At 71.3% G+C, this 21,005-nt stretch carries 12 protein-coding genes; 3 read left to right on the forward strand and 9 right to left on the reverse strand.

Going from position 1 to position 21,005, the window contains the following annotated elements; all coding sequences use genetic code 11:
* Positions 1 to 4: 4 nt before the first annotated feature.
* On the reverse strand, positions 5 to 1,555 hold the full coding sequence (locus tag WME90_RS12965; RefSeq protein WP_437281418.1) for a PAS domain-containing sensor histidine kinase: 1,551 nt from the start codon (positions 1,553 to 1,555) through the stop codon (positions 5 to 7).
* A 449-nt stretch (positions 1,556 to 2,004) separates the two neighbouring features.
* On the opposite strand from WME90_RS12965, the gene WME90_RS12970 reads away from it, so the two are divergent.
* The 3 genes from WME90_RS12970 (at position 2,005) to WME90_RS12980 (ending at position 6,930) form a co-directional block, all read left to right on the forward strand.
* A complete protein-coding gene (locus WME90_RS12970; protein ID WP_437281419.1) occupies positions 2,005 to 3,594 on the forward strand; it encodes an SDR family NAD(P)-dependent oxidoreductase in 1,590 nt (529 codons plus the stop codon).
* A gap of 265 nt (positions 3,595 to 3,859) precedes the next feature.
* Positions 3,860 to 6,055 (forward strand): cation:proton antiporter domain-containing protein, encoded by a 2,196-nt coding sequence (locus tag WME90_RS12975; RefSeq protein ID WP_437281420.1) that lies wholly within the window; start codon positions 3,860 to 3,862, stop codon positions 6,053 to 6,055.
* Between the two features lie 5 nt (positions 6,056 to 6,060).
* Entirely contained in the window at positions 6,061 to 6,930 is an 870-nt protein-coding gene (locus WME90_RS12980) for a PTS sugar transporter subunit IIA (protein ID WP_437281421.1), read from the forward strand.
* 38 nt (positions 6,931 to 6,968) lie between these two features.
* On the opposite strand, the gene WME90_RS12985 is transcribed toward WME90_RS12980, so the two are convergent.
* From WME90_RS12985 to rplS, 8 genes are all read right to left on the reverse strand, one after another.
* Positions 6,969 to 8,135: a hypothetical protein gene (locus WME90_RS12985; RefSeq protein WP_437281422.1), complete on the reverse strand. Its 1,167-nt coding sequence runs from the start codon at positions 8,133 to 8,135 to the stop codon at positions 6,969 to 6,971.
* A gap of 1 nt (position 8,136) precedes the next feature.
* On the reverse strand, positions 8,137 to 10,971 hold the full coding sequence (locus tag WME90_RS12990) for a TonB-dependent receptor domain-containing protein (RefSeq protein WP_437281423.1): 2,835 nt from the start codon (positions 10,969 to 10,971) through the stop codon (positions 8,137 to 8,139).
* Between the two features lie 4 nt (positions 10,972 to 10,975).
* The gene (locus WME90_RS12995; RefSeq protein ID WP_437281424.1) at positions 10,976 to 14,044 is read right to left on the reverse strand and encodes an FHA domain-containing protein; all 3,069 of its coding nucleotides are present in this window, start codon (positions 14,042 to 14,044) and stop codon (positions 10,976 to 10,978) included.
* Between the two features lie 202 nt (positions 14,045 to 14,246).
* Positions 14,247 to 14,381 (reverse strand): hypothetical protein, encoded by a 135-nt coding sequence (locus WME90_RS13000; protein ID WP_437281425.1) that lies wholly within the window; start codon positions 14,379 to 14,381, stop codon positions 14,247 to 14,249.
* A gap of 200 nt (positions 14,382 to 14,581) precedes the next feature.
* Positions 14,582 to 16,750: a protein phosphatase 2C domain-containing protein gene (locus tag WME90_RS13005; RefSeq protein WP_437281426.1), complete on the reverse strand. Its 2,169-nt coding sequence runs from the start codon at positions 16,748 to 16,750 to the stop codon at positions 14,582 to 14,584.
* Between the two features lie 42 nt (positions 16,751 to 16,792).
* A complete protein-coding gene (locus WME90_RS13010; RefSeq protein WP_437281427.1) occupies positions 16,793 to 18,934 on the reverse strand; it encodes an FHA domain-containing protein in 2,142 nt (713 codons plus the stop codon).
* Between the two features lie 228 nt (positions 18,935 to 19,162).
* Positions 19,163 to 20,341: an FHA domain-containing protein gene (locus WME90_RS13015; protein ID WP_437281428.1), complete on the reverse strand. Its 1,179-nt coding sequence runs from the start codon at positions 20,339 to 20,341 to the stop codon at positions 19,163 to 19,165.
* A gap of 272 nt (positions 20,342 to 20,613) precedes the next feature.
* Positions 20,614 to 20,967 carry a 50S ribosomal protein L19 gene (gene rplS / locus WME90_RS13020; RefSeq protein ID WP_020734977.1) on the reverse strand — a complete coding sequence of 118 codons (354 nt, stop codon included), beginning with the start codon at positions 20,965 to 20,967 and terminating at the stop codon, positions 20,614 to 20,616.
* Between the last annotated feature and the right edge of the window lie 38 nt (positions 20,968 to 21,005).

A 21,005-nucleotide genomic window follows, 5' to 3' on the forward strand; every position in this document is an offset into this window, starting at 1 on the left:
CAGCTTAAGGAGATTTGTTCCCGGTGTCATCGCTGTTTCCTCGCTGTCGGGGGAGCTCCACAGTGAAGGTCGAGCCGACGTCAGGTTCGCTCGCGACGGACACTGTCCCGCCCATGGCCCCGACGACCTGCCGCACGATCCACAGCCCGAGGCCGAGCCCACCGTAGTGCCGCTCCGAGACCGCGCGCTCGAACTGGTTGAAGATGATGGCCTGCTGGTGGGGCGCGATGCCGATGCCCTGGTCCGTGATCGTGAGCCGGGCGTGCACATCGTTTGCCCACACTGCTATCGTGATCGGACGTCCGCGACCGTACTTGAGCGCGTTCGTGAGGAGGTTGTTCACCACCTGATCGAGCCGCCTGGGATCCCAGTGGCCCGTGGCGTTGGCGGCGAGCTGGAGCGACATCGAGTTCCTGGCGAGATCGTGTTTGTGCTGCTCGAGCACCTCGCACACGACCTCCGCGAGGTCCACCTCCTGGTTCTGCAGCTCGATCCGTCCAGCGGCGATGCGCGAGACGTCGAGCAGATCGGAGACGAGCCGCTCCAGGTGATCGAGCTGCCGGTCCACGACCGATAGCTTTGTGACGAGGCGCTCGGGCGTGAGGCGATCGGCGCGCGCCGCGCGCGCCGACCGCAGCACGCTCTCCACCTCGGCGCGCAGCGGCGTGAGCGGCGTCTTGAGCTCGTGGGCCGCGACGGCGAGGAAGATCTCTCGGGCCCTCACGGCCTCTCGCGCCTGCTGGAGCATCTCTTCACGCTCCTCGGCCGCGACCTTCTGCTCCTGGATGTCGGTGCAGGTACCGAACCACTTCACGAGCCGCTTGGTGCTGTCGTGCAGGGGCGACCCGCGCACGAGGAACCAGCGGTAGGCCCCGTCGCTGCGCCGCATTCGGTACTCGATCTCGTAGGCGTCTCCGGTGACGAAGCTCTCCTTCCAGCGCGCCACGACCCGCTCCGCGTCCTCGGGGTGGATGGCGGCCGTCCAGGCCGCCCCATTGCGTGGACGCTCGCCGAGGTATTCGATGAAGCGCCGGTTGAAAAAATCGAACTCCCCGTCCGGCGTCGCGGTCCATACCAGCTGGGGGATGGCCTCCGCGAGCGTCTCCCGCGTGTTCTCGTAGAGCGCCGAGAGCTGGCGGTTCATCTCTTCCGCGTGCAGGTCGCGCTCGCGTGTGATGCGCGCCGCGCCCGCCAGCGCGAACACCTTGGGGAGCAGCGGAAAGAGCAGGATTGCGGTGCCGACGGAGGCGATAGCCGTGATCGTGCGGATGAATCCGTCCAGCCAGTACCGTGGCTGCCAGATGACCAACACATCCATGAAGTGCGTGAACCCGCAGGTAACGATGAAGGTGCCGAACGCGAGGTAAACCCACTGGAAAGGGATGTCCCGGATGCGCCGGACCAGATGCGCGAGGGTCAGGGAGATCGAGAGGAAGGCGAAGCCGATCGCCAGGTTGGTGATGACCTGCAGCCAGATCATGCCCGGCTGCCAGAAGTAGCAATGGCCATGGGGCATGAATTCCGTCGAAAACAGATCGTAAGGCGACTCGATCATAGATCCTCTGCTGGATATTCCGAGAGCCCAGGATGACGTGAGGACTCAGTGTACAATCCTCAGCTGGCGAACAGGACATCGCCCGTGCGGATCGAGCACTGTGCTGTACGCGCCGCGCGGCCAGGGGGGTGGAGCGCGGCACGTCCACAGGGGGGCTCCGCGGCGCGGCCCAGGGTGTGGAGCGCGGCACGTTCACGGGGAGGCGTGCAGCGCGGCGCAAGGCGGGGCCGGGGGCGGGCGGTGATGCGCGGCGCGGCGCCGCCATGGAAAGCTCGGCTGCACGGCGCGACCAGAGCCGGAACCGGAACCGGAACCGGAACCGGAACCGGAACCGGAGCCGGAACCAGAGCGCGTGGAAACGGAAGGAAAGGAGGCCGCACGGAGCCGGCAGGCCTCGAAGCGCCTGCGGTTCGCGCGCGGTGGCCCGCGTGCTATGCACGCACGCTTCGATGAGTCCCGACCGCGAAGCCGCCGGCGCAGGCCGGCCGTTCACTGCCGCCGAGCTCGACGCTTGCCTCAAGGTGCTGGAGGCCTTGGCCCTCGACCGCGCGCTCCTCGCCTCCCTCAGCGTCGAGGAGCGCCGCCGGCTTCTCCTCGCCGCCGGCCGCGTCTCGCGCCCCGAGCGCGCCGAGCAGCGAGAGCTCGCCAGGGCGTTTCGCAAGCGTGACCGGCACGCGCAGAGGTCCGCCGACGCCGCGCTGCTCGATGCGGTCGGCATCCGCGCCGCCCGCCGTGAGACCGTGTTCCGGACGCCGGACGCGCTCGCCCCGCCCGCGCCGTCACCGCCGTGGGCCGACGCCGCCGAGGAGCCTGCCCCGCGGCCCGACGCCGCCGAGGAGCCCGCGCCGCGGGCGGAGGCCGGCGAGCCGGAGCTCGCAAAGCCGCGCAAGTGTTATGTCTGCAAGGCCGAGTTCCGCAGGGTGCACTTCTTCTATGACGCGATGTGCGCTGCGTGCGGCGACTTCAACTACCGCAAGCGCAGCCAGACCGCGCCGCTCGACGGCCGCGTCGCGCTCGTCACCGGCGCCCGCGTCAAGATCGGCTATCAGGCGGCGATCATGCTGCTCCGCGCCGGCGCGCGGGTGATCGTCACGACGCGCTTCCCGCACGACGCGGCCCTCCGCTTCTCGGCGGAGCGCGACTTCGACGCCTGGGGATCACGGCTCGCCATCTACGGCCTCGATCTCCGCCACACGCCGAGCGTCGAGCTCTTCACGCGCCACCTCCTCCACACGCTCGGTCAGCTCGATTTCATCATCAACAACGCCTGTCAGACCGTGCGGCGACCGCCGGGCTTCTACTCCCACCTCATCGAGGGCGAGACCGCGCCCGTCCACGCCCTCCCGCAGGGCGCGCAGCCCCCGCTCCGCGACTACGACGCGCTCCGCGCGTGCGGCACGCTCCCCCTCGTCGCCGGCGGCGACCCCACCGCAGGCCTGCGCGAGCCCGCCTTGCTCTCCCAGATCCCGGCTCCGGGCGACGAGCGCCTCGACGACCTGCTCTTCCCCAAGGGGCGCTACGACGCCGATCTCCAGCAGGTCGATCTCCGGACGCTGAACAGCTGGCGGCTCACCCTCGCCGAGGTCCCGACCGTCGAGATGCTCGAGGTCCAGCTCGTCAACGCGGTCGCCCCCTTCGTGCTGAACTCCCGGCTGAAGCCGCTCATGATGCGACGCCCCACGTTCGACAGGCACATCGTCAATGTCTCGGCGATGGAGGGGCAATTTTACCGCCGTTACAAGACGGACAGGCACCCTCACACAAACATGGCGAAGGCCGCGCTCAACATGATGACGCGGACGTCCGCGCCCGACTACGCGAAGGACGGTATCTTCATGAACAGCGTCGATACCGGGTGGGTCACCGACGAGGACCCCGCGGCGCTCGCCGCCCGCAAGCTGGAAGAGCACGGCTTCCACCCGCCGCTCGACATCGTCGACGGCGCCGCCCGCATCTGCGACCCCATCTTCTCCGGGGTGCTCAGCGGTCAGCACGCGTACGGCCAGTTCTTCAAAGACTACACGCCGACCGATTGGTAGCCGCCGCCGCCCGCGCCAGGGCGCGCTCCTCCTTCGCCCACGACAACCGCCCGCGAGAGGCACCCGGCGCCGAGCTGGTCGAGCTGGGCCCGCTCGCCCGATCGCGCGGCTCACCCGGCCGCTCGCGCGGCCTGCCTGACGCGCCGTCTGCGCTCGTCTGCCGGCCTGTTGAGGCCGCTTGGCGCCGCGGATCCTTTCTTGACAGCCGAGATAGCCCGCTGATAAGCGATAACTTAACACTTACCACCAGGAGGGAGCGCTCCCCATGGAGATTCTGATCCACAACTCGCTGAGCCGCTTCCTCATCCAGGCATTCCTGATCATCGCCTGCGCGCGGCTCGTGGGCCTGGTGGCCCGCCGGATGGAGCAGCCGATGGTCATCGCCGAGGTCACGGCGGGCATCCTGCTCGGCCCGTCGCTGTTCGGCTGGCTCTTTCCCGAGTCGTCGGCGGTCCTGTTCGCAAACGAGTCGCTGCCGCTCCTGAAGCTGGTGAGCGAGGTCGGCCTCATCGTCTTCATGTTCCTCATCGGGCTGGAGCTCGATCCGAAGCTCCTGCGCGGGCGCGGCCACGCCTCGGTCATCATCAGCCACACGAGCATCGTCGTGCCGTTCGCGCTGGGCGGGCTCCTCGCGCTCTACCTGTACCCCCGGCTCTCGGACAGCTCCGTCCCGTTCTCGTCGTTCACGCTGTTCATGGGCGTGGCCATGAGCATCACGGCGTTCCCGGTGCTCGCGCGCATCCTCACCGAGCGGCGCCTGCTCGGTACGAAGGTCGGCGCCCTCACCATCACGTGCGCCGCCGTCGATGACGTGACCGCCTGGTGCATCCTCGCGTTCGTCGTCTCGATCGCGCGCGCCACGGGGCTCGTGGGCGCCGTCTGGACCACCGTCTTCGCCGTCGCCTACATCGCGGGCATGCTGTTCCTGGTCCGCCCCTTCCTCGTCCGGCTCGGCGAGCGCGGCGCCAGCAAGGAAGGGCTCTCGCAGGACCTCGTCGCCGTCACGCTCCTCCTGCTCATCGTGTCGAGCTGGATGACCGAGATGATCGGCATCCACCCGCTGTTCGGGGCCTTCATGCTCGGCGCGATCATGCCGAAGGGCACCGGCTTCGCGCAGAGCCTCGCCGAGAAGCTCGAGGACTTCGCCGTGGTCTTCCTGCTCCCGCTGTTCTTCGCCTACAGCGGCCTGCGCACGCAGATCGGGCTGCTCAACTCGGCCGACGGCTGGATGATGTGCGGCCTCATCATCGTGGTCGCCTGCGCCGGCAAGTTCGGCGGCAGCGCGGTCGCCGCCCGCCTCACCGGCCAGAGCTGGCGAGAGGCCAGCGCGCTCGGCATCCTCATGAACACCCGCGGCCTGATGGAGCTCATCGTCCTGAACCTCGGGCTCGATCTGGGCATCATCTCGCCCAAGCTGTTCACGATGATGGTGCTCATGGCGCTCGTGACCACCTTCATGACCACGCCGCTCCTGCGCTGGATCTACCCGCCGGAGGAGCTCGCCAAGGAGCTCGCCGACACGCCGGAGCGCACGCCGCTCCCCGCCCCGGCGGGCGTGTTCACCGTGCTCATGTGCGTCTCGTACGAGCGCACCGGCCCCGGCATGGTGACGCTCGCGAGCGCGCTCGCTGGCCAGGGCTCCGAGGCGCGGCGCCTCTACGCCCTGCGGCTCATCCCGCCGACCGATCGCGGCTCGTTCTACCTCGACCGAGGGCCCGAGCGGCACGGGGCGGCCGCGCTCGCGCCGCTCCTGTCGCGGGCCAAGGAGCTGGGCGCCGAGGTCCGGCCGCTCTCCTTCGTCTCGCCCAAGCCGAGCCACGACATCTGCAACGTCGCTGACGTGAAGCAGGCCGACCTCGTGCTGGTCGGGTGGCACAAGCCGCTGCTCAGCCAGACCGTGCTCGGCGGCACCGTCTACGAGGTGATGCGCGGCGCCCACACGGACGTCGGCGTGCTCATCGATCGCGGGCTCACCGCGGTCCGCAAGCTGCTCGTGCCGTTCCACGGCACGTTGCACGACAAGGCGGCGCTCGCGCTGGCCCGCCGGCTCGCGCAGCAGGTCGGCGCCGACGTCACCATCCTCCACGTGGTCAAGCCGAAGCGCAGGTCCGACGACGCGCTCGGCGCGCAGCAGGCGGTCGACGACGTGTTCGAGGGCGAGGAGGGCGGAGCGCTGCAGAAGTCCAAGGTGCTGCTCAAGGTGGTGGAGCACGACTCTCCGGCCGATGCGGCCCTCGAAGAGGCGGCGCGCGGCTACGATCTCGTCCTCGTCGGCGTCGGGCCCGAGTGGGGCCTCGCGCAGCGCCGGTTCGGCATCCGCGCCGAGCACATCATCCAGGGGTGCCCGACCTCCCTGCTCGTCGTGCGCCACCACGAGCCCGCCACCGCGTCCGCCCCGGCCGCGGCGCCCGCCCCGAAGCTCCTCTCGACCGCCCTCGCGGCCGAGCCCGATCGCACCTGAGACCCATGCCAGCGATGTCCGACGCTGACGGCGCCGCGCGCGCGCGCGCGGTCGCCGAGTTCGGGGCCGCGCTGCGGCTCCTCCGCGTCGAGGCGGGCCTGAGCCTCCGCGCGCTCGCGCACCGCATCGGCGTCTCCAGCGCCTACCTGAGCCGCGTCGAGCACGGGCACGACGCCATCCCCACGCCCGACCGGCTCACGGCGATCGCCAGCGCGCTCGAGCTCCCCCCGGCCGTGCTCCTCGAGCTCGGCCACCAGGTCGAGCCGCTCGTCTCGCGCTACCTCGACCGCGTCCCGCCAGCGAAGGCGCTCTGCGCGGAGCTCGCGCGGCGCAACCTCAGCGGACCGCAGCTCGCGCGCATCAAGGCGTTCATCGACGCCGAGTTCCCGGCGAGCGCGCCGTTCGGGGGCGCGCCCGCGCGGCGGCTCAGCGGGCTGCTCAGGCCCGAGCGCGTCGTGCTGCAGCTCTCCTGCGCGGACATCGAGGACGTCATCGACGTGGCGGCGTCCCGGCTCGCGCCCCCCGGCGGCCCGCTCGCGGCGAGCGCGCTCGCCCAGGAGATCCTGCGTCGCGAGCGAGAGTCGCCCACGGCGCTCGGCAACGGCGTCGGCGTCCCGCACGCGATCGTCCCCGGCGCGTGCCAGGCGGCCGCGCTCGCGACCCTGGCGGAGCCGCTCGCGGTGCCGACGCCGGGCGGCGCGCCGCTCCGGCTGTTCGTGGTCCTCGTCTGCGGCGAGGGGGGCCGCGCGCACCTCGAGCTGCTCGCCCAGGCGGCGAGGCTCGCCAGCCTGGGCGCCGCCGACGTGCTGTGCACCGCGCGCGACCCCGAGCAGCTCATCGACCAGCTCGCGCAGATCGAAGCGAGCTGTGGCTGATCGCGGCGGCCCCGCCGCCCGGTGCCCGGCGGCCGCCGTCAGTCGACGCGGACGAGGCGCTGCACCACGGACGAGCCGCCGCGCGCGTCGTGCAGGACCGCGGTGAGCGTGGCGACGCCCGGCTCGGCCGGCGGGATCCACTTCACGGCGTGATCGCCGAGGTAGCCCTTGGTCGCGTCGCTCACGAGCTTGATGCCCCCGTCGAGATCGCCGAGATCGGCGAAGTAGTCGACCCAGACGATCTCCTTCAGCGCCTGCTGGTGCGCGCTGGGATCGCCCTCCGCCACCTTGGAATCGACGATCACCTCGAGCTCGTGGGCGTCGCACTCGACGAACGGATCCTCCGCGCTGCAGCCGACCTCGCGCCGCTCCTCTGCGCTCACGCGGCAGCGCGGGACGGTGGGGATGTCGGCGAAGTCCTCCGGCAGAGGCTCGCCGTCGAGCTTGAGCCCCTGCGCCTCCGGGTTCGCGTTCGTGCGGCTGTCCTCGAAGACGTAGACCTGCGTGTAGCCGGGCACGAAGCTGTCGGGGCCGAGCCGGCGCCCGTCGCGGAAGCAGGCGACGGGGAAGGTCCCTGCGCGCCCGGTGCCCTGGTCCTCCACGAGGCCGAGCTCCCCGGTGCAGGCGACGAAGAAGACATACGCGCTCCCGTAGGCCGGGCCCCCGGTGGCGGGCGGCTTGCGGTCGGCGAGGATGTCCTTGCCGATCGTGATCGTGTACGTGTCGCCGAACCCGGGGCGCACGCCGTTGAGGGTGGGCGGCGGGACCGTCGGGTCGCCGAGCTCGAGCCACGCCTCGACCTCGGCGGCGAGGCCCTCGAGCTGCGCGTAGCAGCCGTAATAGTCGTCCCCGATGGGGTTCTCGCACCCGCCGAACCAGTAGACATTGACCGGCCGCGACCCGTCCTCGGGGCCGCCGAGCCCGTCCTGGTAGTGGATCTTGAACGTGACCTGCGCTCCCGGGGTGGCGTACGAGCCGCTCGCTTCGTCTCCGGCCGCCCCGACGACCTCGGGGACCACCGCGAAGACGCGGAGCCCGCTCACGAGGCTCGGCGGATCGAAGCCTGCGACGCACCCGGAGGCGATCGCCGGCGAGGCGATCGCCCCGAGCGCGAGCGTCCCGAGCACCGCGCGCCGCCACCTGTGCCCGCGGCGCTCGGGACGTTCGCGCCTCGCCGCACCGCTCATCACCCGCGCCCCGCGCATCTCAGAACTCTCCTCGCATCCCGAAGCTCGGCAGGATGGGCAGCCCCGTGACGTACTGACGGGCTGTGAAGTTGTAATTGTACTGAATCGCCTCGCTGTTCGCGTTGTTGTAGACGTTCTGCACGTCGAGGTAGCCCGAGAGCCGCCAGCGCTTGAACTTCCACGTCTTGTCCAGGCGCAGATCCAGCTGGTGGAACGCCGGGAGCCGCTCGCTGTTCGGGCCGGAGAACGGGATGGGCGTATAGGTCCCCGTGGGCGCGTAGAAGAGCGCGTTGGTGCGGTACGCATCGCAGCTCTGCTCGTTGACGTTGCACACGTTGGGCGTGACGAGGTTGCCGGAGACGAGGCGGAACCGGGCGCCGAACTCCCAGCCGTCGCCGAGGCGGTAGCTGCCGAGCACCGTCAGGATGTGGGTCTGATCGAACGGGACGAGCCGCTCCGGCTCGCCGGGCTCGGGCACCCGCGTGCTGCGGGACAGCGTGTACGCGGCCCAGCCGAAGAAGCGATCGTCGGGCTTGTACTTGAGCAGGAACTCGCCCCCGACGACCCTTCCCGAGCCGACGTTCTGGTAGTCGAGCTGGACCGAGCCGGGTCGGTTCACGCCGACCACGAGCTCGTCGAGCTGCTTGTAGAACCCCTCGGCCGACGCCTCGATGTGCCGGGTCAGCTCCTGCTCGACGCCGGCCGCGTAGTGCAGCGCCCGGGTCGACTTCAGGCCGGGGTTGCCGAGCGGCGGGATCACCTCCTGGAACTGCGGCGGCTGGTGGAACACCCCGACGCCGCCCTTCACCGTGGTCCGCGGGAAGCCCGGGACCACGTCGAAGCGCCCGTTCACGCGCGGGCTCACGGTCGCCTGCTGGTTCAGGTCCTGGTAGTCGAAGCGCAGGCCCGGGACGATCTTCGCCCGAGGGGTCGGGGCGAGCTCGAGCTCGGCGTACACGGCGGGGTAGAAGAACTCGCCGTCGCGCGAGACCTCCTGGAGGTTGCGCGTCGAGAACGGCTGGTTCGGCGGCTCGCCGGGGCGGTTCGGGGCGGGGGCGCGGAGGTTCACGGCGTAGAGGCCGGCGAAGACGTCGAGCCCCGCGTTGAGGGTCGTGCCCTTGGACAGCCGCCGCGAGTACTCGAGGCGCCCGGAGAGCGTCTTCAGATCGAGCTGGAAGTAGATCGGCCCGATCCCGAAATCGGCGTCGTCGCGCGCGAGCGCGAACACGCCGTCGAGCCGATCCTTGTCGGTGAGCTCGTGATCGTAGCGGAGCTGGATCCGTTGAAACGCGGTGTGCAGCCCGACGTTGCCGGAGAGGGCCGGCTCGTTCGGCGCCGGGTCGCTGAGGAGCAGCTCGAGGGCGTCGTCCGAGCCGAAGAACGTGAGGCGGACGCGCGACGAGGGCGTGGGCTCGGTCTCGAGGAGGACCTGGTAGTCGTAATAGACCGGCGCCTGCGTCACCCCCGCGCCCGCGGCCTCGAGCACGGGGCCGAACGACTCGCCGATGTAGCTCCGCCGGCCTGCCACCATGAAGCGGGTGTTCTTGAGGAACGGCACGGGGCCATCGAGCAGGACGCGCGCGTCGATGAGGTCCATCTGCGCCAGGCCGTGGAGCTCGCCGTCCTCCTTGGGCGATCGGAGGGCGACGTCGACGATGCCGCCCTGCACCCGGCCGTACTTGGCGCTGAAGTTGCCGGGGTAGAAGTCGATCCGATCCAGCATCTCGGTCGGCACGACCGAGGAGAGGCCGCCGAAGTGGTAGATGAGCGGCACCTGCGTGCCGTCGACGAAGGTCTGCGTGTCCTGCGGGCCGGAGCCGCGCACGATCAGCAGGCCTGCGATGCTGGGCGGGCGCGCGACGCCCGGCAGGTTCTGGAGCGACCGCAGGGCGTCGCCGTTCGTGCCGGGGATGCGGTTGATCTCGCGCTGCTCGATCGTGCGCTTCGTGACCTCGCGCGGCGGGCGCGTGCCGCGGACGACGACCTCGAGGCCGTCGCCTTGCGGCAGGAGCCGGTACTTCACCTCGAGCTGCTCGCCGGCGGCGAGCGTCTCCTCGACGGAGAGCGGCTCGAAGCCGGGCGCCGCGATGGTGACCTGGTAGCGCCCGGGCGGCAGATCGACGAAGGCGAAGGCGCCTCCCTCGTCCGTCGTGCGCGCCGGCGGCGCAGCGCGCTTCGCCGCGCCCGCGCCCGCATCGGCGACGGGCGCGACCGAGATGGTCGCGCCGGCGAGCGGGACATCGCCCCCGCTGGCGAGCACGGCGCCGCGGAGGCTCTCGGCGGGCTTCGCCGGCTCGCCGGCGGCCGGCGGCGGCGAGGCCGCCTTCAAGGTGAACGAGTAGCGGTACAGGATGCGCGCCGGGGCGGGCGTGCCGTCGGCGCGGCGGGCGGGCTCGAACTCGAGCTTCTGGGCCGCGGCCACCGCCGACTCGTCGAACCCGTGCCCCGCGCTCTCGACGACGACGGCGTGCTTCACGCGCCCGTCGCGGTCGATGTCGAGCTGCAGGGTCACCGACGCTTCACGCCCCTCCTTCTCGGCCTCCGGCGGGTACTCGGGGGGCGTGTAGTTGAGCGCTCGCGGCGGCGTCGCCTTCCCTGCCGGCGCTGCGGTGGCGGCGGGCGGCGTGACGATCGCGCCGCCCTGGCCGCGGGGCACGGCCGTCGGGCCCTCCGGCGCTTGCGGCGCCGCCGGCCCCTCCTGGCCTTGCTGCTGCGCGCGCGCCGGGGAGGGCGCGAGGACGGCGAGCAGCGAGAGGAGCGCCGCGGCGCCCGGCCTGTGGTGGCCTCGCGCGCGCAGGCGTGGTCGCCCGTCATCGATGATGCGGAGGGAGGCGGCGGGTTCCTGCGTGGTCACGACGTCACACCGGATCGCGCCGCTTCAGCACCGCGCAGAGCGTGACGAGGATGATGAAGGTCATCCCGGCGAGCACCGCGTAGGGCATCCACGTCTGATCGTAGGTGGTGAAGCCCCACGCGCCCGCGTAGTTGTCGGCCGCCATCTGCGCGATGGAGCACTTGAACTTGCCGGCCTCGATGAAGTCCGCGGCGCTCGTGTCGGTGCGGTGCAGATCGATGACCCAGGCAGGATCCTCCGCGGTCGCGAGCCGCTCCGGCGCGATCGCGCCCTCGAAGCCCCAGCGCGCCGGGATGATGTACATGAGCGGCCGGAGGTGCGGCACGGTCGTCATCGGCACCATGAGCCCGCCGAGGACGACCTGGGGGATGAGCGCGATCGGCGTGAGCGCCATGGCCGCCTCGGACGACGCGACGACCGTGGAGAGGAGGAGCCCCATCGCGACGGCGCTGAGCGAGGTCGCGGTCAGGGCGGCGAGCTGCATGCCGAACGCTTGCATGCCGCCGTGGAAGCCGAGGGCGAAGAACACGATCGCCAGCAGGACGGTGCACTGGACGAGGCAGAAGCCGGCGAGCAGCAGGTACTTGGAGAGCACGTAGTTGACGAGCCCCAGGTTGACCATGCGCTCGCGGAGGTAGATGGCCCGCTCGCTGACGATCTCGCGCGCCGCGTTCGACGTCCCGAACCAGACCGCGGCGACGACGAGGAAGAAGATCGCCGCGGTGTGGTCGGTGGTGACCTCCATGCCCTTGATGACGTCGGTGCTCTTGTCCGCGCCGCCGGCGCGGCGGCCGAGCTCCTGGAGGGCGCCGAGGCACCACGCCGGGATCGCCTTCTCCTGCCCGCCGAAGACGATCGCGAGCAGGATGCCGATGATCGGGGCCTGGAGGAGCATGATCAGGGTGCCGCCGACGTCGCGCTTCTTCACCTTGAAGTAGCGCGACAGGAGCAGGCCGAGCTGCCCCTTCGTCGTGGCGCGCCCGGCGGGGATGCCGCGCTGCCCCTGGCCGGTCCCGATCTCGCGCCGGCCCGAGTACATCCGCCGGTACGTCGGGTTGGCGTCGCTGAAGAACTCCTTGCGCCACTCGATGGCGGCGAGCTTCCTGGCCTCGCCGCGCGACGCGTTCGGGTTCCGCGCGCGGAGCTGATCGAAGATGGGCCGCTCCCGGAGCGCGAGCATCTCGAACATGTCGCGCGGGTTGTCGACGTCGTTCTGCTGGCCGTGCCGCTCCTTCCAGCTGCCGAAGAAGCGGTACGCGTCGGGCCGGGTCGGCCCGAAGAACATCGGGATGCCGCCGTAGCCCAGGATGAGCGCGTGGCTGAACTTCTCGAACTCGTCCTTCGCCGGCTGGTGGATCGTCATGATGATCGTCTTGCCGGTGGCCTTCGTGAGGTCGTGCAGCAGGCTGATCAGCGCGGTCGTGTCGTCGGCGGCGAGGCCGGAGGTCGGCTCGTCGAGGAAGAGGATGACGGGGTCGGTGACGAGCTCGAGCGCGATGTTCACGCGCTTGCGCTGCCCGCCCGAGAGGATCTTGTTCTCGGGCTTGCCGATCTGGAGGTTCTTGACGCCCTCGAGGCCGAGATCCTTGATGGTCTGCTCGACGCGCGCGTCGATCTCGGCCTCTGTGTAGTCGGGCGGGAGGCGGAACTTCGCGCTGTAGCGGACGGCCTCGAAGACGGTGAGCTCCGGGTGGACGAGATCGTCCTGCGGCACGTAGCCGATGGATCCGCGGAGCGTGTCGTAGATGTTGTAGAGGTCCTCGCCGTTGATGCGGACGACGCCGCTCGTCGGCGGCAGGTAGCCGTTCAGGGTGAGCAGGAGCGTCGTCTTGCCGGCGCCCGACGGCCCCATGAGCGCGATCATGTCGCCGGGCAGCGCCTTGAACGACACGTTGTCGAGGAGGGTCTTCTGCTCGTTCGGGTTGTCCCGGTCGGGGACCTGGAGGACGAGGCTCCACGCCTCGATCTCGTAGAGCGGGCGCCCTGCCCACCGATCGGCGGAGTACTCCTCCTGGACGACCTCGACGGCGCCCGCGCCCCCCATCTCGATCTGGAGGGGCATGGGGCCGATGTAGATCTTCTCGCCGCTCTGCACGGCGATCTTCTGGCCGGGCGCGATGCGGTTGCCGCGGACGTAGGTCCCGTTGGCGCTGCCGCTATCCTCGACGTAGAGCTGCCCGTTGATCGAGTGCAGGAGCGCGTGATGGCTCGACACCTGCGGGTGGGCGAGCACGATGTCGTTGTCGGGGGTGCGGCCGATCTTCTTGACGTTCGAGCCGCCGCCGGAGAAGTCGAGCTGGCCGAGGACGGTCTTGTTCTTCCTCCCGGGCGCGCCCGCGGCGGGCACCGAGGACGCCGCGTGCGCGGGCTGCGGCGGCGGCGCGTAACCGGCGACGCCGGGCTGCGGCGCGTACCCCGCGGCGCCGGGCTGCGGCGGCGGCGCGTAGCCGCCAGCGGGCTGCGGCGGCAGGACGCTCGCCGCGGGCGGGGCGCCGGAGGCGGCCGGCAGCGCCGATTGCCGGGCGGCCTGGGCGAGCTGGATGAGCAGGCCGACCTGGACCGGGACGGGCCCGAAGGCGATGGCGCCTTGCGGATCGATGGGCGTCGGCGCGCCAGGGGCGATGCGCTGCGCGCCCACGTACGTGCCGCTCGTCGAGTTGTGGTCGATGACCATCATGCGATCGAGCGTGACGGTCGCGTGCTGGCTCGAGACGCTCGGGTGCTGGAGCACCAAGGAGGCGCGCGTGGGGTCTCGCCCGATCACGACCTGGCCGGGCGCGGGCGCGAGGTTCCCGGGCGACGCCAGCATCAGCGTGATGGCCGGATGGTTCAGCGGGACGGGCGCCTGCGCGACCACGAACTGGGTGCGGAAGTCGAACGGGACTTGCTCTCCTGGCGCGAGGGGCCGTCCGTTCGCCGATGCAGGCCCTTGCCCGCAGGAGAAGAGCAGCTTGCCACCCCCCTGGTGGACGATGCGCGCGTGCTCGGGCAGGACGCCGGGAGCGACGAGCACCACATCGCAGGTGGGGGCGCTGCCGATCGTGATGCTTTGTTTGCCTAGCCCCGGGATCATGCGGCCCGCTTTTCACCACAGGCGGTCGGGGAGGGCAAGGGAAGAGGCGCGTGCCGTGCGCCGTCGGTCGGCACGGTGCCGCGGTGTTGCTCGGGGGAGAGGAGCCTGTCCATGCTCGAGCGGCTCGACGGGAGACGCTCGCCTGCTGGACGAGCGGAGCGCTAGAGCAGGGTACGGTGCCTTCCGGGAACCAGGCAGCGCGTCACAGATCGAGCAGCATGAAGCCGGCTCGGGCCTCCTCGAGGGAGGGCGTACGGGTCGACTCGGGCACGTCTTCCAGCTCCGCAGGCGCGCCATCCATGTCGTCTCCGTCCTCGATCTCTTGGTCGCCAGGCATGGACGAACCTCCAGAGCGTTAGGCTAATCTGGAATCCGATCCTTCTTCAATCGCATTCCGCGGACGGGGCCGTTGCGCGGTGCTCGCCTGATTTAGCGTTTCGGCTAGCGTTCTCGTTTCCGTTCCCGTTCCCGTTCCCGTTCATCCGTGCGCGGTGGGGGCGGTTCCGTGCGGGGTGGGGCGTTCATCCCGTTTCGCGCTCAGCCGCTGAGGAGCTTCCAGAGCAGGATGACGAGCAGCAGCACGATCACGGCCGACGCCGCGGCGATGACGGCGATGTAGACGCCGCGCGAGGTGCGCACGGTGCTCGGCACGCTTGATGCGGTGGATGCTGTGGACGGTGAGGACGACACGGGCCCAGAGAAGCCGGGCGCTTGCGCGGGCCGCGGCCCCGTCGCCGCGTACGCGGGAGCATGTGGCGGCGCGGGCGCGAGGTGAGCGGGAGGGGCGGCGGCGACAGCGGGACCACCTGGCGCTGCTGGGTTGTGCGCCGGGAAGGCCACCGAAGCCGGGGCAGCATCCTGCTCGGTCGGGTGAGGCGGCGCTCCGTAGGGAACGCCAGGGTGAGGCGGCGCTCCGTAGGCGGCGCCAGGCTGAGGCGGCGCTCCGTAGGGAGCACCGGGGTGAGGCGGCGCTCCGTAGGGAACGCCGGGGTGGGGCGGCGCTCCGTAGGCGGCGCCAGGCTGAGGCGGCGCGCCGTAGGGAACGCCAGTGTGAGGCGGCGCACCGTAAGGAACGCCGGGGTGGGGCGGCGCTCCGTAGGCGGCTCCAGGCTGAGGTGGCGCGGCACGGGCGACCTGGTGGGGTGGCGCGGGTGCTGCGGGAGCGCTCAGGGGAAGGGGAGACAGCACGGCGGGTGCGTCGGGCGCCTTCGGGAAAGACACCGGAGGAGGGGCTCCTGGCACGGTTGCAGGCAGCGCCAGCGCGGAGTCCATCGGCGTCGGGGTCATGGCAGGCGCGCCGTCGGCGGCCGTGGGGCTCACGGCCGGCGCGCTGGGGGCGAGGGCCACGGGAGGCAGCTCGTCGGTGGCCGTAGGGCTCACGGCCGGCGTGCTGTCGACGGTCGTGGGGCGCAGCGCTGGAGCGCCGTGGGCAGCGGCTGGGGCGACGGCGGGAACCTTGTCGGCGGCCGTCGGGGCGACGGCCGGCGCTTGGGCGATGACCCTCGGCGCGACGGCCGGCGCGTCGGGGGAGCCCGTCGGGACCACGGTGGCCGCGTTGTTGATGGACGCCGGGCGCGGCGCCGGCGCGCCGGTGGAGCCCGTCGGGACCACGGTGGTCGCGTCGCTGATGGACGCCGGGTGCGGCAGCGGCGTGCTGGTGGAGCCCGTCGGGACCACGGTGGTCGCGTTGTTGATGGACGCCGGGCGCGGCGCCGGCGCGACACCCGCGGTCGCCGCGCCCGCTGCCGCGCCGCTCGCAGCGGCCGCACCCGCTGTGGCCGCGCCGTCGACCGCGGCCGCGTCTGCCGCCTCGGGCCGCGTCATCGCGAGGGTCTCCTGCGGGCGCGAAGCGCGCGCAGGATTGCCGCCGTCGCCAGCGCCGACCGCCCCTGGCGGCCCGTGCGCGATCGTCAGCGAGCGGCTGCCCGTCGCGATCACCCGGACCATCTGGACGGTGATGTTGTCGTGCCCGCCGCGGTGGTTCGCGAGCTGCACGAGCATCCTGCACGCGTGATCGACCGATCCCGACGCGAGCGCCTGCCGCGTGCACCCGAGGATGTCGCCGGGGAGCGCGAGGTCGGTGAGCCCATCGCTCGACTGGATCAGCACGTCGCCCGGGTAGAGCTCCATCGGATCCGGCCGGACCTCGACCTCCACCTCCGGCTTCATCCCGAGCGCGCGCGTGATCTTGTTCGCGTCGGGGTGGCCGATCGCCTGCGCCTCCGTGATCATGCCCGCGTCGATCATCCCCTGCACCATCGAGTGGTCGCGCGTGAGGGGGTAGATCTGGTGGCTCCGGATCACGTACGCGCGGCTGTCGCCGACGTGCGCGACGTCGAGGCCGCGCTCGTGAAGGACCATCGCGACGACGGTCGAGCCGGGCCGGACGCGGTTCTCCGGCGGCCCGCCGAGCTGATAGACGCGGCGCCCCGCTTCCTCGATCGCGGCCTTGAGCGCCGCGCTCGGCTCCACGGTCGCCGGCGTCTGCTCGATCATCTCGAAGATGGTCTTGATGGCGGTGCGGCTCGCCTCGCTGCCGCCATAGTGTCCCCCCATGCCGTCGCACAGGACGCACAGGTACCCGAACTGGGTTTCGGCGTAGCCGCACGCATCCTCGTTGACCTGTTTGTTCGGGTCCCGACCCGCATCGCTGGCCTGGGCGAACTCGATCTTGAGGTGCGGGGATGACTCGGTCGGGGGCATCATGGGGGGGCGTCGCTCGGGGCGCGTGAACGGGCCCCGGACACGCTACTCCAAACGGACGCTGAACTCGACGGGGCCGAAGCGCAACGACGCGCCGGGCGGCACGAGCGTCCACACGGCCGGGTTGATGCGCTGGCCGTTCACGTAGGTCCCGTTGTTGGAGGTCTCGTCCCGCACGAACAGCTGACCGGCCTCGAGCTTCACGCTCGCGTGGGTGCCGGACACGCGCGGCTCCGACAGCGCGATCAGGCACGAGGCGCCGTCGCGGCCGGCGCGCACCTCGGCGCCAGGGTGCACGGTGAAGATGCCCGCCGGGCCCGAGAGCGTCGCCCGGCTGGCCCCGCCCATGGGGGGCCCCATCATCGGCCCGCCGCCGTAGCCGAAGTCGCCCGGGGGCGGCGGCGCGGGCGCATAGGGCGGAGGCGGCCCGCTCCCCGCCACGATGGGCCTCGGGGGCGCCGCCGCCACGGTGCCGCCGCGCCGCTTCCCGCCGCCGCGGAAGATGGAGACGAGCAGCAGCACGATGACGACGCCGCCGAAGGTCACGCCGCCGATGAGCAAGTACGGCAGCGGCGCCTCCTTCGCCTTCAGCGTGAGGATCTTGTCGGCCGTGACCGCGCTCGTCCGCCGCGCCTGGTTGTCGTAGATGATGAGGCGCGCCGTCATCTGGTCGCCCTTGCCCACGAGGAACTTGTCGGTGTCCGGGAGCTCGAACTCGACGACGCTGTCCCCGGCCGAGACCGCCTTGCCGCGCATCCCGCCCTCGATCAGCGTCCGCTGGGCCTTCTTCGCGTCCTCGATGTTCCCGCCCTGCAGCGACTGCGGCGCGGCCTGGTTCTTCGGGACCATGTAGATCTCGGCCCGCTGCGCGTTGCCGCCCCAGCAGAAGTTGCCGAAGATCTTGACGGTGCCGCCGGGGTAGATCGGCGTCTTCTTCGCGGCGCGATCGGTCGCGTCGCGGTCGATGTCGAGCGGCCACGCGGTGGGATCGATGCCGACGGGCACGTTCTGGAAGGTAGCGTCGCCCGCGATCGGCGGATCCGTGTTGATGAACGCGAGCTTGAACGTCTGCGTGATGCTCGGCGCGACGCACGAGACCCGCCACTTCACGATGTGCATCTTGTTGAAGCGGGTGCGGATCGCGTTGACGATGTTGGCCGCGCGCCGCTGCTGGCCGTCGCGCACCACGCTGAAGAAGCCGCCGATCTCGGTGTTCGCCATCCCTTCCATGAACTCGCGGGCGTTCGCCGTGAACTCCTCGACGAGCTGGCTCGGGAACCAGATCGAGATGACGGGCACCGGCGTCTTCGGCAGGACGTCGTTGTTCTCCGGGAACCGCCCCTTCGTCAGGTAGTCCCGGAGGAGGTTCGACGCGGCGGCGGTCGAGCTGGGATCCGCGCCGGCGGAGCCGTTCGAGAGGACCACCATCGCCTGGTGCATCGGCACCTGGACGCCCTGACCTGCGTTGCCGAGCTCCTTGAACGCGTCGGTCGCGGCGTTCTTGATGATCGTGAAGAGCGGGCGCGTGCGGCCCTGCGTGGGGTAGGTGCGCCCGACGCCGGCGATCGCCTGCGCCGCCGCCTGCTTGTTGCCCACCCACTTCGAGTCCTCGACGACGCCGCGATCGTTGAAGAACATCACGTCGACGATGTCGTTCGGCTGCATCGCGTTGACGAACGCGCTCGCGACCGACTTCGCCTCGTCGAAGCGGGCGCCCATGCTGGACGCGGCGTCGATCAGGATGAGCCACGCCGTGCCGACGCCAGGCTGACCGGCGCTGTCGCCCCACCGCGCCTTCGACTCGAACTTCGCCGGCAGATCCGTGCCGTCGACGGTGACGGAGAGGATCGCGTTCTTGTCCGGGAAGTCGAACGACGAGTAGAGCGCCGACGGCTGCTCGATCGCGTCGGCGACGCAGTCGAGGTTCGCGTTGCCCGTGAGCGCGGCGCAGTTGCGGGTGAGGTCGCTGAGGCGCTTGTTCTGCACGACCTCGAGCACGGTCGTGAGCACGGGCGAGCCGTCCACGGTGCTCGCGCGCGGGTCGATGCGGAGCAGGTGCGCTTCGGGCGCGGCATCGGCGCGGCGCTGTCCGGCGAGGAGCGCGAGGACCGCGGCTGCGAGCGCGAGGAGCTTCGCGCAGCGCAGGGCATGGCCTCCGCGCCTGCCGCGACGGGCGGAGGCGCTCATAAAGTGGATCGGGCGAGTCGCGTCATGAGAGGGAGTCATGCGTGGGGATCTCCAGCGGGCGCGAGGGAGCAGAGGAGCGCTCTCCCCGCGAGCGTGGCGGCCGCCGCGCGCTGGCGGCGGCTATCCGGTTGGTTTTCACGCAGCCTGGCCGGGGCGCCAGGTGCCGGTCGAACGTCGCGGGGGAAGGGGGCCTGGCTCGGCAACGCCTCTCCTCGTGCGATGGGCCCGTCAGGCCCGCGCGGCCACGCTGAACAGGATGACGCTGAACCCGCCGAAGCGGACCTTGTCGCCATCGCGCAGCTCGCGTCGGCCCTGGAAGCCGATCGCCTCCTCGTTGTGGAATGTCCCGTTGGTGGAGCCGAGGTCGGCGAGGACGATCCGACCGCCGTCGATCTCGATCGTCGCGTGGTGCGTCGAGGTCGTCCCGTGCGCTATCTCGATGTCGACCTTCTGCCCTGTCTCGGCGCGGCCGATGATGTTCTTGCCTTGCCAGAGCGGCCAGAACTTGCCCTGCACGTCGTCCTGGAAGCTCACGAGGAAGCCGGCGAGGGTGCGGCGGCTGTCCTGGCCCATCGCCCTCGGAGGCGGCGGCGTCGGCGGGCGCACCGCGGGAGGAGGAGGGATGTACGCGGGCGGCGGCCCCGGCGGCGACAGGTTCGGCTGGGGCGGCGGCTCGCCGTAAGGTCCGACGCCGCTCCCTTGCGGCATGGGCGGCGGCGCGGACGGCCCTTGCTGGTTCGGCGCATAGGCCGTCTGGTTGAAGGGGTCGCCGCTCATCTGGATGCCATCGAGGGCGATCGGATGGCCTCCTTCCATGCAGAAGGAGCCGCCCGCCGGGATCGCGTGCCCCTGCACGCAGCGCGCGCCCGCCTGCTGCGGCGGCGGACCGAACCCGGGTCGGGGAGGCGGAGGGCCGGGATAGCTGCCCTGCTGCTCCGGGAAGCCCGGGGCGGAGCCATAGCCGCCCTGCTCCGGGAAGCTCGGGGCGGAGCCATAGCCGCCGCCCGGGGCGCCGAAGATCGGCGGCTCCGGCGGGAACGGCGGCGGCTTCAGCGGTACCGGAGGAGGCGGCTGAGGTGCTCCATAGGCACCCGGCGGCGGGCCGAAGGGCGGAGGCGGACCGAAGCCGGACGCGCCACCGTCGGGCGGCGGCGGAAAACCGGGAGGCGAGCCTTGAGGTGCCCCGAAAGGCGCCGGCGGGGGCGGACCGAACCCGCCGCTCGGCGAGCCGTAGTTCGGCGGGGGCTCAGGGGGCGCCCCGAAGCCCGGAGCAGGAGGAAACGGCGGAGGAGGAGGCGGCGGCGGAGCCCCGAACGCTCCAGGCCCAGGCGGGGCGAGCGGCGAGGCGCACACGGCGCAGAATTTATCGCTGGGGGTCGCGGGCGCACCGCAACGCGGACAGAGCATGGTGATCCTTCTCGGGTTTCGCGGCGCCGGGGCACCGCCGCCGCGAGCATACCGTGGGCCCTCGGCCGAGGATCAAGAAGAAGTATGCGGGAATCCTTGCCACCGGCGGGTGACGCGGTGCGCGCGCATGCGTGCATCGCCGCCCGGCGCGCAGCTGCTTCCGCGCTGAATCACGGACGATGGCGCGCGCTCGAAGCCGGGGGCAGGCTGCCCACCCGGCCATCTGCTCTGCGGGATCGTTCTTCTTGCGACCGGGTGCCGGCCGGCGCTGATCAATCCTTCGCGTCGCGGACGCGCGCCGCCTTGCCTGCCAGGTTGCGCAGGTAGAACAGGCGCGAGCGGCGGACCACGCCGCGCGAGACGATCTCGACCTTGTCGATGCGGGGGCTGTGGAGCAGGAAGATGCGCTCGACGCCGACCGTGAAGCTCACCTTGCGCACGGTGAAGGTGCTCCGGACCCCGGCGCGGTGGCGCTTCAGCACCACACCCTGGAACACCTGGATGCGCTCCTTCTCGCCCTCGACGATCCGGTAGTGGACGCGCACCGTGTCGCCGACCCGGAAATCCGGGATCCCCTCGCGGAACAGGGGAGCTTCGATCTTCGCGAGGATGTTCGAGGTCTGCATGGTCGGTCAATCCTTCAAAGGGTCGGGGATCCGTCTTC

It is taken from the genome of Sorangium sp. So ce375, from assembly GCF_051473855.1.
Taxonomy (GTDB): domain Bacteria; phylum Myxococcota_A; class Polyangia; order Polyangiales; family Polyangiaceae; genus Sorangium.

Coding starts and splice junctions, on each gene's coding strand:
- WME90_RS12965 (WP_437281418.1), bottom strand. CDS start 1,555: ATGATCGAGTCGCCTTACGATCTGTTTTCGACGGAATTCATGCCCCAT.
- WME90_RS12970 (WP_437281419.1), top strand. CDS start 2,005: ATGAGTCCCGACCGCGAAGCCGCCGGCGCAGGCCGGCCGTTCACTGCC.
- WME90_RS12975 (WP_437281420.1), top strand. CDS start 3,860: ATGGAGATTCTGATCCACAACTCGCTGAGCCGCTTCCTCATCCAGGCA.
- WME90_RS12980 (WP_437281421.1), top strand. CDS start 6,061: ATGCCAGCGATGTCCGACGCTGACGGCGCCGCGCGCGCGCGCGCGGTC.
- WME90_RS12985 (WP_437281422.1), bottom strand. CDS start 8,135: ATGCGCGGGGCGCGGGTGATGAGCGGTGCGGCGAGGCGCGAACGTCCC.
- WME90_RS12995 (WP_437281424.1), bottom strand. CDS start 14,044: ATGATCCCGGGGCTAGGCAAACAAAGCATCACGATCGGCAGCGCCCCC.
- WME90_RS13000 (WP_437281425.1), bottom strand. CDS start 14,381: ATGCCTGGCGACCAAGAGATCGAGGACGGAGACGACATGGATGGCGCG.
- WME90_RS13005 (WP_437281426.1), bottom strand. CDS start 16,750: ATGATGCCCCCGACCGAGTCATCCCCGCACCTCAAGATCGAGTTCGCC.
- WME90_RS13010 (WP_437281427.1), bottom strand. CDS start 18,934: ATGAGCGCCTCCGCCCGTCGCGGCAGGCGCGGAGGCCATGCCCTGCGC.
- WME90_RS13015 (WP_437281428.1), bottom strand. CDS start 20,341: ATGCTCTGTCCGCGTTGCGGTGCGCCCGCGACCCCCAGCGATAAATTC.
- rplS (WP_020734977.1), bottom strand. CDS start 20,967: ATGCAGACCTCGAACATCCTCGCGAAGATCGAAGCTCCCCTGTTCCGC.